Origin of the sequence: Sphingomonas naphthae, from assembly GCF_028607085.1 — a bacterium.
Classification (GTDB): domain Bacteria; phylum Pseudomonadota; class Alphaproteobacteria; order Sphingomonadales; family Sphingomonadaceae; genus Sphingomonas_Q; species Sphingomonas_Q naphthae.
On record NZ_CP117411.1, the window covers coordinates 1,877,381 to 1,890,232 of the forward strand.

Below are 12,852 nucleotides of genomic sequence, written 5' to 3' on the forward strand. Positions count from 1 at the left end.
ATCACCGGCGCCGCGCGGCCTCAGCCGACCGGCGTTTCCAGGATGTTGCGCAACTGCGAGGTGAGGCGCCAGACGACGCCATCGGCCGCATAATCCAGATCCGCCGTGCCGCCCAGATCGCGGGCGAGGCTCTTCATCAGGCGGGTGCCGAAGCCGGGGCGGTCGGGCGCCGTCACCGCCGGGCCGCCCGTCTCGCGCCATTCCATCCGCAGGATGCGATCGTCGCCCCCGCCCTCGATCGCCCAGTGGATCGCGACATGGCCGATGTCGCGCGAGAGGGCGCCATATTTGGTCGCGTTGGTCGCGAGTTCGTGGAGTGCCATCGACAAGGCCAGCGCGGCGCGGGCGGACAGATAGATTTCCGGCCCCTCGACGCGGATGCGGGCCGATCGGCCGCCTTGCAGGCGGATCGCGCCATCGACGATCGCGGTGATCGGCGCGGCGGTCCAGCTGGTGTGGGTCAGCAGGTCATGTGCCTGCGCGAGTACGGCGATGCGGTTGCCGATCGCCTCGCTGGCCGCCGCCGGGGTGATCGCGGTGCGCAGCGACTGGCTGACGATCGCCTGCACCACCGCCATCGTATTCTTGATGCGGTGCTGAAGCTCGGCGATCAGGAGCGCGCGATGCTCCTCGGTGGCCTTATACTGGCTGATGTCGCGCACGGTGCCGACGAAGCGCCGCGCCGCGCCCGCGATCAGCGCGCCGCGCACATGTACCCAGCGTTGCCGCCCGTCGCGATCCACCGTGCGATATTCGATATCGAGCAGGCCGCCGCTGGGCGCCAGCGCCGCCGCGATCGTCTCGCGCACCCGATCGCGATCGGCGCTGTGGACGCGCGCCATGAAGGAGGTCTCGAAATCGATCGGCTCGTCGGGCGTGTGGCCGAGCAGTTCGCGGGTACGGGCATCCCATACCTGCGTCTCCAGTTCGGGCGTGGTTTCCCACGTCCCCATCTCCACCGCCGCCAGCGCCAGTTCGGTGCGGGTCTCGCTCTCGGCGCGGCCGATCTCGGCCTTGCGCCGTTCGGTGATGTCGATCGCGACGCCGTTGAAGTGCGTCGGGTTACCCGCCTCGTCGCGCGCGCACAGGCCGCGCGCCAGCACCCAGCATTCGCCGGCCGCCGCATGGACGAGGCGATATTCCTCCGCGAAAGCCCCGCCGCGCTCCAGCGTCTCGGCGATGCGCGCCAGCACGAATTCGCGGTCGTCGGGGTGAATACCGTCGATGAAGCGGGCGATCGGCAGGCCGGTTTCGCCTTCCTCGACCGTGACGCCATAGGCGCGGCTGAAGCTGGCATCCGCATAGACCCGGTCCGAGGCGACGTCCCAATCCCACGCCCCGACGAAGCCCGATGCCTCCAGCGCGAGTTGGAAGCGCTCCTCGATCGCCTCCAAGCGCTTGGCCTCCAGATGCTGCTCGGTGCGGTCGCGCAGGATCTTGATGAAGCCGATCGAGCGGCCGACATCGTCGGTGAGCGGCATCATCTCGCCATTGGCCCAGAAGCGGTCGCCGCCCTGCCGCAGATGCCAGCGCTCGTCGCGGCCATGGCCGGTCGTCAACGCCGCCGCCATCTCGCGCGCCGGCACGCCCGCCGCGACATCCTCGGGCGTGAAGAAGCGGTCGCAGGGTTGGCCCAGCATCTCGCTTTCGTCCCAGCCGAGGATCGCGGCGGCGCCAGCGTTCCAGCTGGTCACCCGCCCCTCGCGGTCCATCGAGATGATGGCGTAATCGGTTGCGCTTTCCAGGATGAAATGGTCGCGCTGGCTGGTCCGCTGCTGTTCGGCGACGGCGCGGCGCAGATCGAGCTGCGCCATCACCTGCCGTGCCAGCACGCGCAGCGTATCCTGCTGCAAGGCGGTCAGCTGGCGCGGCCGGGTGTCGAGCACGCACAGGGTGCCGATCGGCAGGCCCGTCTCGGTCTTGAGCAGCGCGCCGGCGTAGAAGCGCAGGCCCGCGTCGCCGGTGACGAGCGGGTTGCAATCGAAACGCGCATCCTGCGTGGCGTCGGGCACGAGCAGGAAATCCTCCTCGAGGATCGCCTTGGCGCAGAAGGAGGTTTCAAGCGGCGTCTCGCGCACGCCGAGGCCGACCTCGGCCTTGAAGAATTGCCGCCCGTCGCCGATCAGATTGACGACGGCGATCGGCGTCCCGCAGATGCGCGAGGCGAGCTGCGCCACTTCGTCGAACGCGGGCTCGGTCGGCGTGTCGAGCATGGCATAGCTGGCCAGCGCGGCGAGCCGATCGGCTTCCGTCCACGGTCTCTCCCGCAAGGCCACCGAATCACCCACGCCCGCCGTCAAGCCCCGCATCTTCGTCCAAGTCCATCATAGAGCCGTAACGGTCCCCGTGAAAGCCGAGCCGGTACAGGTATTTGCGGGCGGAAAAGCTAACCTGCGTCAATCGTCCGCCAGTTCCGGTCGGCGCGTGTCGGCGGGCTGGGCCACCGCCGCCTGGCCGACGCGCGCCACCGCCTCGGCCAGCGATGCCGCCGAATAGGGCTTGGTGAGGATCGTCGCGTGCGGATCGCCCTCCGCCGCCGGCACCTGCGCGTCGCCCGTGGCATATACCACCCCGATCCGCGGGCGGATCTCGGCGGCCTGCGCCGCCAGTTCGGGCCCGCTCATCGTCGGCAAGTTCACATCTGTCACCAGCACGTCTACGCCGCTCGTATGGAGCGCGACCAGCGCATCCTCGGCGGTGGGGGCGTCGATCACCAGATAGCCCTGCTGCTGGAGCATGTCCGACGTGCTGGCGCGGATCAGTTCGTCATCCTCGACGAGCAGCACGACCACCGGGCCGGACTTCGCGGGCGGCACGAGACTTTCGACACGCGGCGCGGCAGGCGCGGCGGCCACCTCGCGCTGGCGCTGGTTGGCCAGCACATGGCGCAGCCGCCGTGCCAGCGCCTCGCGCGAATAGGGCTTGGAGAGGAGTTCGATGCCCGCATCCAGCTTGCCGCCGTGGACGATCGAATTTTCGGTATAGCCCGAGGTGAACAGCACCGCGATATTGGGCAGCCGCTCGCGCGCCATCCGCGCCAGTTCGGGGCTCTTGAGGCGGCCCGGCATCACGACATCGGTGAAGAGGATGTCGATCGGAATGCCGCTTTCGACCACGCTGAGCGCATTGCCGGCATCGACCGCCTTCAGCACGCGATAGCCCAGATCGCTCAACATCTCGACCACGGTGGCGCGCACCGCATCGTCATCCTCGACGACGAGGATCGTCTCGCTGCCGCCGCTGATCGGCCCGGTATCGACCGCAACCTCGACATCCTCCGCCGCCAGAGAACGCGGCAGATAGAGCTTGATCGTGGTGCCCTCGTCGACCTCCGAATAGATTTTCACATGGCCGCCGGACTGCTTCACGAAGCCATAGACCATCGACAGCCCGAGACCCGATCCCTTGCCCTCCCCCTTGGTGGAGAAGAAAGGCTCGAACACCTTGTCGATCAGGTCCGGCGCCATGCCGCAGCCGGTGTCGCTGACGGCGAGCATGACATATTGGCCGGGCGTCACCTCGCCATGGCTGCGGGCGTAATCGTCGTCGAGGCTGGCGTTGCCGAGTTCGATCGTGAGCTTGCCGGTGCCGTCCATCGCGTCGCGCGCGTTGATCGCGAGGTTGAGCAGCGCATTTTCCAGCTGCGCCGGATCGATGAAGCTATTCCACAGGCCGCCGGCCACGACCGTCTCGATCTCGATCCCCTCGCCGATCGCGCGGCGCAGCATGTCGTCCATGTCGCGCACCATGCGGGTCGGGTTGACGACCTTGGGCTCCAGCGCCTGCCGCCGGCCGAAGGCGAGCAGTTGCGCCGCCAGCTTCGATCCGCGCGCCACGCCCGCCATCGCATTGGCGACCCGCCGCTCGGCCTTGTCGTTGCCCGTCACGTCGCGCTGGAGGAGCTGGAGGTTGCCCGAAATCACCTGAAGCAGATTGTTGAAATCATGCGCGACGCCGCCGGTGAGCTTGCCGACGGTCTCCATCTTCTGCGTCTGGAGCAGCACCGCCTCGGCGCGGCGGCGCTCGCCGATTTCCTGCAGCACGCGCGCTTCGAGCGTGTCGTTGAGCTGGCGCAGCTGCTCCTCCGCCCGGGTGCGATGGCCGATCTGTCGCTGGAGCGCGGCCTCGCGATCGACGCGGTCCTGCACGTCGAACACCAGCACATGGAAACCGACCGTCTCGCCGCTTTCGGTGCGGGGCAGGTAATGGATCTCGCAGGTCCGCTCGCGGCCGTCCCGGTGCGGCATGGTGGCGTCGGCAACCACCTTCCGCCCGGCCAGCGCCTGCGCCATCAGCGGTTCGCGCGCTGCGAACACCGCCTCGCCGACGACATCACGGACGTGCGCGCCGACGATCCTGTCGACGGGGATGCCGACCCAATCCTCGTAATAATCATTGGCGAAGCGATAGATGTGATCGCGATCGATATAGGAGATCAGGATCGGCAGCGCGTTGGTGATGGTGCGGAATTCGGCCTCGCTATGGGCGACGGCGCGCTGCATCTCGACCCGCTCGGTCGTCTCGATCACGGTGCACAGCACCCCGCCGACACCATGATCCTCATAGACCGGCGTGTAGAAGAGATCGAACACCACGTCCTCGGGCTGGCCGTAGCGGTTGAGGACGAGCGTCTGGTCCAGCATCGACTGGACCTCGCCCCGGAAGCCGGCCTGCAGGATCGCGCGGTTGAAATCCCAGATTTCCGGCCAGATGCCGGGCACGGTGCCGCCCAGCGCCGTCGGGTGATAGCCGCCCGCGATCAACCGGTAGCCGTCGTTGTAGAGCATCACATGCTCCGGCCCCCACATCAGCACCTTGGGGATCGGCGAATTGACGACGTTGCTGACGGTGGCCTTCAATTGCGGCGACCAGCCGCTCATCGGCCCGAGCTGCGTCTTCGACCAGTCGAACGCGCGGGTCAGCCGGGCACATTCGCTGTCGCCCATCAGCCACGCGGTGCCGTCGCCCTGCGGCAATGCGCGCGCCTGCTGGTCGCGCAGCGCCTTGATGGCGGTGCGGACGACCTCGCTGGCATTGCCATATTCGCCGGCGGCGAGCTGATCGTCGATATATTGATCGAGTTCGGGGGTGAGGGAGACGTTGCGGGTCTGGCGGGTGCTCATCCCGGCGCGGTGGGGCTTTCCGGCGCCTGTGTCAATCATTGACACAGGCGCCGCCGGATCCGTCTAATGCCCCTCGATCCAGGCACGCACCTCGCGCTGGAGCTGTTCCAGTTCGGTGATCGTCTCGTCGAGCGCGTCGCGCTGCTTGTGGAGATCGGCGGCGCGCTTCTCCACGCCGGCCAGCAGCAGGCGGGCCTGTTCGATATGCTCGGGATCGGCATCGTAGAGATCGAGGAAATCCTTGATCTCGCGGATCGAGAACCCGAGCCTTTTGCCGCGCTGGATCAGCTGGAGCCGGGCGACGTCGCGCTTGGTATAGACCCGCGTGCTGCCGACCCGCTGCGGCGCGACCAGGCCGCGATCCTCGTAGAAGCGCAACGTCCGATGGGTCAGCCCCAGCGTCGTCGCCACCTCCTGAATCCCATGCAACGCCCCGTCGGCCACGATCATGTCCCCCTGAACCCCGATCGTCAGGCGCGCAGCGCCGCTTCTTCGGCGACCAGTTCCTTGCGGGAGAGTTTGCCGATCAGGGTCTTGGGCAAGGCATCGCGGATTTCGATCGATTTGGGAATCTCGATCTTGCTGATCCGCTCGGCGAGGAAATCGTGGAGTTCGGCCGGGGTGAGGCTCTGCCCCTCGTGCAGCGCCACGAACAGCTTGGGCGCCTGCCCGCGATATTCGTCCGGCACGGCGATGGCGATCGCCTCCTTCACCGCCGGATGGTGATAGGCCGCCTCCTCGATCGTGCGCGGATAGACGTTGTAGCCGCCGCACAGGATGAGATCCTTGATGCGATCGACGAGGAACAGATAGCCGTCGTCGTCGAGATAGCCCACATCGCCGGTGCGCAGCGCGCCATCGACGAAACAGTCGGCGGTGGCTTGCGGATTGCGCCAATAGCCCTGCATCACCTGCGGGCCGCGCACGCACACCTCGCCGCGCTCGCCGGTGGGCATGATCTGGTGGGGATCGTCGAGCCCGCGAATCTCCAGCCGCGTGCCGGGGAATTGCGGCCCGCAGCTATTCTCCTTCACCACGCCCTCGATCGAATTGCAGGCGATGATGGGCGAGGCTTCGGAGAGGCCATAGCCCTCGACCACGCGGACGCCGGTGCGTGCCTCGAACGTTTCGCGCACCTCCAGCGGCAGCGGGGCGCCGCCCGAAACGCAGGCGCGCAGCGTGGACATGTCGGGCAGGTCGGCCGGTGGCACCTTGTTGAGCGCCACGTACAGCGTCGGCACGCCGAAGAACTGCGTCGGCTTCGTCCGCCGCATCGTATTCAGGAATTGCGGGCAATCGAAGCGCGGCAGCAGGATCATCTCGGCCGCGATCTCGACCGAGAAGTTCAGCACCGTCGTCAGCGCGAAGACGTGGAACATCGGCAGCACGCCGATCGTGCGTTCCTGAAACGGCCGCTCGCCGCCGACATGCACCAGCATCTGCGCGCTGTTGGCCGCCAGATTGGCGTGGCTCAGCATCGCGCCCTTGGGGATGCCGGTGGTGCCGCCGGTATATTGCAGCACGGCGAGATCGTCGGGGAAGCGCGCCACCGGCGTCGGATCGGCGACACGGGCGATCAGCGAGGTGTAGGCGACGTGGCGGTCGTCGCGCGGCACGTCGGCATGGTCGGCGCGCTTGAACAGGCGGAAGCCGATCGATTGCAGCGGCGGCAGGATATCGGCCATCGGGCAGACGATGATCGTCTCCAGCCCGCTCCCTTCGGCGACGGCGGCCACCTTGGAATGGATCATCTTCAGATCGGGCACGGCGATCATCCGCGTGCCGGAATCGCGGATCTGATGGTCGATCTCATGCTCGGTATAGAGCGGGTTGAAATTGACGACGACGCCGCCGACCCGCAGCACCGCGAAATAGAGGATCACGAAATAGGGCGTGTTGGGCAGGCAGAGGCCGAAGCGGTCGCCCGGCTTCAGCCCCAGATCCTGTAGGCCCCGCGCCGCCCGGCGCACCGCCTCGCCGATCTCGGCATAGGTCCAGGTGCGGCCGAGGAAATCGATCGCCGTCCAGTCGCCGTGCCGCTCGACCGCGCGGTCGAGCAGTTCGGTGAGCAGGCGGGGGCGGGCCGGAACCGCGCCCCCCTCCATCACCCCGGCCGGCGACATCGCCATCGCGGCGTGGAGCCCCGCACCCATCAGAAGCTCGCGCGGGCGCCGAGCGAGAGCACCACGGCGCTGGCGCTGCGCAGCTGGCCGCTCACCAGGATCGGCGTCTGCACGGCGGTGCCGGCATAGGCCGCCGTCGTGCGGTCGATCGTAGCATCCTTGAAGTGGATGTAATTGACCGCCGCGTCGATCGCGATCGCCTTGCTCATCTGATAGCTGGCGCCGCCGGCGAAGTTCCAGCGATCGGCATCCGGCACGCGGGCGTCGCGCTCGCCGTCGCGGGTCGGGGTCTGGTCGTGCTGGACGCCAGCGCGCAGGGTCCATTGCGGCGAGACCATGTAATCGACGCCGCCGGCGAAGCTCCAGGTGTTGCGGTAATTCTCGGGAATGGCGGTGTTGAGCGGCGCGCCGAGGCGGATCGCATCGAACTTGCCCCAGCCGACACGCACGACCTGCGCGTTCAGCGTCACCGCCGGAGTGACGGCGACCCGCGCGCCGACCGTCGCCTGCCACGGCGTGCGGAAAGTGGCGTCGGTGTCGATCACCCGGTTCTGGGCGGCGAGCGGGCCGAGCAGGCCGGCGGTCGTCACCGTGCCGCCCAGCTTGTGCTTGATGCTGGACTTGTAGCTGGCGCCGAGCGTGAACGGCCCGTTGGAGAATTGCGCGCCGGCCGACCAGCCGAGATCCCAGCCGTCGCCCTTCAGCGTCTGGTGGCCATCGGCCAGCAGCGGCGAGAGGTTCGGCAGGAAGTTGGAGAGGCTCGCCTTGGTCTGCTCTATATTGAGCGCGGCGCCGATGCTGACGCCCGGCGTCGGCGTGAAGGCGACCGAGGGCTGGATGTCGATCGTGCGCAGGTGGCTCTTGTCGGCGGTGTAGCGCGCCCAGCTGTCCGAATCGTAATTGGTGGTGAAATTGTAGGGCGCGGTGACGGCCAGGCCGACCGCGATCTGCGGCGTCAGGCCATAAGCGATCGCGCCCGAGGGGACGACGCCCTTGTTGATCGGATCGGCCGAGCTTTGCTGGCCGCCGACGGCCGCCGGCGCCTGGCCGGGGCGGATGATGCGGGTGTTGATATTGTCCACGTCACCCTTGGGCAGGATCGCGCTCGCGCCGACATACGCGGCGCCCCCGGTCATCCCGCCGATCGCGGCCGGGTTCCACCACAGCGATTCCGGGCCCTTGTCGGCCACTTCGCCTGAAAAGGCGCGGCCCGCGCCCTTGGTGGACTGTTCCTGAAGATAGAAGGCGCCGGCATGGGCGGCCGAGCCGATCGACCCCGCGATCACCGAAACACCGGCTACCAGACAGGCCCGAAGCGTCACTTTCGACATCAAACTCTCCATCGATCTTTATGCGTGTTGTGCGATTTTTTTGGGGGAGGGCTCGCTCAGCGCAGCCGCGTCCAAGTCTGCGTCTTGCACAGCGGCCAGACGATGCAGCCCTTCAGTTTCAGGTGGTTGGCGTCCACCGGCGTCACCGTCGCCTTGTAGGTGCCGCCATCCTCGGCGTTGTAGATGGTGCCGCCACCCCAGGCGCCGTCGTCCCATTTGAAGCCCTGGAGGAGCGTGACGCCCATCAGCTTGCGGCCGCGCAGCTTCTCGTCCTTGTTCTTCTGGTCGGTCAGATTGGGGTTGGCGGTCAGGCCGTCCGATCCGGTCAGCTTGCCGCAGATCGAGGGGCCGCAGCGTTCGATCTCGACCACGCCATGACGCGATTCGGTCTGCCAGCGGCCAAGCACGACATTTTCGGGGGCGGCGACGCCGGCTGCGCCGGCCAGGGCCAGAGCCAATAGGCTCATATGTCTCTCTCCTCTCTCCGCGCCCCGAGTCTCCGGGGTCGCCATGTCCTCGCCACCTCCTTGCCGGGGTGGCGTTGAATCACTGTCTGCATCAAAAATCGGTTGACGTATAGGGAAATCTGCTCACCTTTAAGGGAGAGACATGGAGGAGTGTTCCTCCAGCTGTGGAGAGGCTGATTCGATGCGCGATGTGGTCATCGCGGGCTATGCCCGTTCCCCCTTTCATCCGGCGAACAGGGGCGCCCTCGCCCGTGTTCGCCCCGACGATCTGGCCGCGCAGGTCATTCGCGGCCTGATCGCCCGCACGGGCGTCGAGCCGGCCGATATCGAGGACATCATCCTCGGCTGCGCCTTCCCGGAGGGTGAGCAGGGCCTCAACGTCGCACGGCTGATCGGGTTGCTCGCGGATCTTCCCATCTCGGTAGGTGGGATGACCATCAATCGCTTCTGTGGCTCGTCGATGAGCGCGATCCATATCGCTATGGGACAGATCCAGATCGGCGCGGGCGAGGTGTTCGTGTGCGCCGGGGTCGAATCGATGAGCCGGGTGCCGATGTCGGGTTTCAATCCTCTCCCCAATCCCTCCCTCGCCGCCCGCAGCCAGGCCTATATCGGCATGGGCGACACCGCCGAGAATGTGGCGACCAAGTACCAGCTGACCCGCGAGACGCAGGAGGCGTTCGCGATCGGCAGCCAGCGCAAGGCCGCCGCCGCGCAGGCCGCCGGCAAGCTCGCCGACGAGATCGTGCCGATCGAGACCAAGGCGGGCACGGTCGATCAGGACGGCACGATCCGCGGCGAAACCACCGCCGAGGGCCTCGCCGGCCTCAAGCCCGCCTTCGACAAGGACGGATCGGTCACCGCCGGCACCTCCTCGCCGCTGACCGATGGCGCCAGCGCGGTGCTGGTCACCAGCGAGGATTATGCCCGCGCCCACAACCTCCCCATTCTCGCCCGCATCCGCTCGGTCGGCATCTCCGGCTGCGCGCCCGAGGTGATGGGTCTCGGCCCGATCGGCGCCACGAAGAAGGCGCTGGAACGTGCCGGGATCGACGTGGGCCAGATCGACGTGGTCGAACTGAACGAAGCCTTCGCGAGCCAGGCGCTGGCCTGCATGAACGATCTCGGCCTCGATCCAGCCAAGGTGAACGTGGACGGCGGCGCCATCGCCATCGGCCATCCGCTGGGCGCCACCGGCGCGCGCATCGTCGGCAAGGCGGCGGCGCTGTTGAAGCGCGATGGCGGCAAATATGCGCTCGCCACCCAGTGCATCGGCGGCGGCCAGGGCATCGCGACGGTGCTGGAGGCGGCGGAATGAGCGACGCCGCGATCAAGAAAGTCTGCGTGATCGGCGCCGGCACGATGGGCGCCGGCATCGCCGCGCAGGTCGCCAACGCCGGCGTGCCCGTGCTGCTGCTCGACATCGTCCGCGACGAGGCCAACCGCAACGCCGTCGCCGAGGATGCGGTCAAGCGCCTGCTCAAGACCGACCCCGCGCCCTTCATGTCGAAGGCGGCGGCGAAGCTGGTCGAAACCGGCAATATCGACGATCATCTGGGCAAGGTCGCCGAATGCGACTGGATCATCGAGGCGATCGTCGAGCGGCTCGACCTGAAGCAGTCGCTCTATGCGAAGATCGAGCAGCATCGTCGCGACGGCACCGCCGTCTCGTCCAACACCTCGACCATCCCGCTCGCGCAGCTGACCGAGGGGCGCTCCGAGGGGTTCAAGCGCGATTTCCTCATCACCCATTTCTTCAACCCGCCGCGCTACATGCGCCTGCTCGAGATCGTCGCCGGGCCGGAGAGCGATGCCGCGCTGGTCGACAAGGTCGCCGGCTTCGCGGACCGGTCGCTCGGCAAGTCGGTCGTGCGGACCAAGGATACGCCGGGCTTCATCGCCAACCGGCTGGGCGTGTTCTGGATTCAGGCCGCGATCAACGCCGCCTTCGATCTGGGCGTGACCATAGAAGAGGCCGACGCGATCGGCGGCAAGCCGATGGGCGTGCCCAAGACCGGTATCTTCGGCCTGGTCGATCTGATCGGCATCGATCTGATGCCGCACCTCCAGAAGAGCCTGACCGGCACCTTGGCCAAGGACGATCCCTATCAGGCGATCGCCCGCACCCAGCAGCTGATCGAAAAGATGATCGCCGACGGCTATACCGGCCGCAAGGGCAAGGGCGGTTTCTACCGCCTCAACCGCGAAGCCGGCAAGCGCAAGGAAGCGATCGATCTGGCCACAGGCGACTATCGCCCACAGGCCAAGGCGACGGTGCCGACCGGCGCCGCCGCCAAGGGTGACCTCGCCGCGCTGCTCGCCATCAAGGGCAAGGTCGGCGAATTCGCCTGGGCCGTGCTGGGCGCCACGCTCTCCTACGCCGCCGGCCTCGTGCCGGAAGCGGCCGACGATATCGTCGCGATCGATGACGCGATGCGGCTGGGCTATAACTGGACGTTCGGCCCGTTCGAGCTGATCGACAAGATTGGCGCGGCCGAGCTCGCCGAGCGGCTGGCGGCGGAGGGCAAGCCCGTGCCCCCGATCCTGACGCTCGCGGGCGACCGCAGCTTCTATCGCTTCGAGGAGGGCCGCCGCCAATATCTCGGCCTCGACGGTGCCTATCACGACGTGGTGCGCCCCGAAGGCGTGCTGCTGCTCGAGGATATCAAGCGGGTCAGCCAGCCGCTGGTGAAGACCGCCTCGGCCTCGCTGTGGGACGGCGGCGACGGCGTCGCCATCCTCGAATTCACCGGCAAGATGAACGCGCTCGACGGCGACGTGATGACCGCCATCGGCAAGGCCATCCCGCTCGTCGCCAAGCAATATAAGGCGCTGGTGGTCTATAACGAGGGCGGCAATTTCACGGCCGGCGCCAACCTTGGCCTCGCCCTGTTCGCGCTCAACATCGCGGCGTGGGGCGAAGTGGAGAAGCTCGTCGCCGGGGGGCAGCAGGCCTATAAGGCGCTGAAATACGCCCCCTTCCCGGTGGTCGGCGCACCGGCCGGCATGGCGCTGGGCGGCGGGTGCGAAATCCTGCTCCATTGCGATGCCGTGCAGGCCCATGCCGAAAGCTATATCGGTCTGGTCGAATGCGGCGTCGGGCTGGTGCCGGCGTGGGGCGGCTGCGGCGAGATGCTCGATCGCTGGCGCAAGGCCAAGGGCATGCCGCAAGGCCCGATGCCCGCCGTCGCCAAGGTGTTCGAGACCGTTTCGACCGCGAGCTATTCCAAGTCCGCCGCCGAGGCCAAGGAACTGGGCTTCCTCCGCCCGAGCGACGGCATCACCATGAACCGCGACCGGCTGCTCGCCGACGCCAAGGCGAAGGCACTGGCGCTGGTCGAGGGCTATCAGCCCCCCGCCAAGCCCGAGTTCCGCCTGCCCGGCGACGGCGGCCGCGCCGCGCTCACCATGGCGGTCGAGGGCTTCCGCAAGCGCGGCCTCGCCACGCCCTATGACGAGGTCGTCTCCGCCTCGCTGGCCGAAGTGCTGACCGGCGGCGAGGCCGATTGGGTCGATACGGTCAGCGAGGACCAGCTGCTTAAGCTGGAGCGCACCGAATTCATGAAGCGCGTCCGCGATCCCCGCACGATCGCCCGGATCGAGCAGATGCTCGAAACGGGGAAACCGCTGCGGAATTGACGGAAATGGCCCACTCCAACCCGTTCGTGCTGAGTAGCCGCTGAGCGAAGTCGAAGCGGCGTATCGAAGCATCCGGCGAAACCCTTCGATACGGGGCTTCGACAGGCTCAGCCTCTACTCAGGGCGAACGGCTTGGGGTGGATCGGAAGAAATTTGAGGCCCGAGAGGA

General features: G+C 67.5%; 8 protein-coding genes. 2 read left to right on the plus strand and 6 right to left on the minus strand.

The features are described 5' to 3' along the window. Positions 1-20 precede the first annotated feature (20 nt). The 6 genes from PQ455_RS08865 to PQ455_RS08890 all read right to left on the minus strand — a co-directional run bounded on the left by PQ455_RS08865 (position 21) and on the right by PQ455_RS08890 (position 9,044). Positions 21-2,300 (minus strand): PAS domain-containing protein, encoded by a 2,280-nt coding sequence (locus PQ455_RS08865; protein WP_273691071.1) that lies wholly within the window; start codon positions 2,298-2,300, stop codon positions 21-23. A gap of 96 nt (positions 2,301-2,396) precedes the next feature. Beyond that, positions 2,397-5,123 (minus strand): type II toxin-antitoxin system ParD family antitoxin, encoded by a 2,727-nt coding sequence (locus PQ455_RS08870; protein ID WP_273691074.1) that lies wholly within the window; start codon positions 5,121-5,123, stop codon positions 2,397-2,399. A 63-nt stretch (positions 5,124-5,186) separates the two neighbouring features. After that, entirely contained in the window at positions 5,187-5,573 is a 387-nt protein-coding gene (locus PQ455_RS08875; RefSeq protein ID WP_273691076.1) for a MerR family transcriptional regulator, read from the minus strand. A gap of 20 nt (positions 5,574-5,593) precedes the next feature. Then, entirely contained in the window at positions 5,594-7,252 is a 1,659-nt protein-coding gene (locus PQ455_RS08880; protein ID WP_273691324.1) for a long-chain-fatty-acid--CoA ligase, read from the minus strand. Between the two features lie 23 nt (positions 7,253-7,275). Next, positions 7,276-8,577 carry an OmpP1/FadL family transporter gene (locus tag PQ455_RS08885; protein ID WP_273691077.1) on the minus strand — a complete coding sequence of 434 codons (1,302 nt, stop codon included), beginning with the start codon at positions 8,575-8,577 and terminating at the stop codon, positions 7,276-7,278. Between the two features lie 56 nt (positions 8,578-8,633). Further along, positions 8,634-9,044 (minus strand): DUF2147 domain-containing protein, encoded by a 411-nt coding sequence (locus PQ455_RS08890; protein ID WP_273691079.1) that lies wholly within the window; start codon positions 9,042-9,044, stop codon positions 8,634-8,636. Positions 9,045-9,225: 181 nt separating this feature from the next. On the opposite strand from PQ455_RS08890, the gene PQ455_RS08895 reads away from it, so the two are divergent. Both PQ455_RS08895 and PQ455_RS08900 read left to right on the plus strand, forming a co-directional pair. Further along, positions 9,226-10,362 (plus strand): thiolase family protein, encoded by a 1,137-nt coding sequence (locus tag PQ455_RS08895; protein WP_273691082.1) that lies wholly within the window; start codon positions 9,226-9,228, stop codon positions 10,360-10,362. Then, positions 10,359-12,683, plus strand: coding sequence for a 3-hydroxyacyl-CoA dehydrogenase/enoyl-CoA hydratase family protein (locus PQ455_RS08900; protein ID WP_273691083.1), 2,325 nt, complete (start codon positions 10,359-10,361; stop codon positions 12,681-12,683). The genes PQ455_RS08895 and PQ455_RS08900 overlap by 4 nt, the downstream gene beginning before the upstream one ends. Positions 12,684-12,852: the final 169 nt, after the last annotated feature.

Excerpts from the sequence above, each read along its gene's own strand:
- PQ455_RS08870 (WP_273691074.1), bottom strand. The coding sequence starts at position 5,123 with ATGAGCACCCGCCAGACCCGCAACGTCTCCCTCACCCCCGAACTCGAT.
- PQ455_RS08875 (WP_273691076.1), bottom strand. The coding sequence starts at position 5,573 with ATGATCGTGGCCGACGGGGCGTTGCATGGGATTCAGGAGGTGGCGACG.
- PQ455_RS08880 (WP_273691324.1), bottom strand. The coding sequence starts at position 7,252 with ATGGCGATGTCGCCGGCCGGGGTGATGGAGGGGGGCGCGGTTCCGGCC.
- PQ455_RS08885 (WP_273691077.1), bottom strand. The coding sequence starts at position 8,577 with ATGTCGAAAGTGACGCTTCGGGCCTGTCTGGTAGCCGGTGTTTCGGTG.
- PQ455_RS08890 (WP_273691079.1), bottom strand. The coding sequence starts at position 9,044 with ATGAGCCTATTGGCTCTGGCCCTGGCCGGCGCAGCCGGCGTCGCCGCC.
- PQ455_RS08895 (WP_273691082.1), top strand. The coding sequence starts at position 9,226 with ATGCGCGATGTGGTCATCGCGGGCTATGCCCGTTCCCCCTTTCATCCG.
- PQ455_RS08900 (WP_273691083.1), top strand. The coding sequence starts at position 10,359 with ATGAGCGACGCCGCGATCAAGAAAGTCTGCGTGATCGGCGCCGGCACG.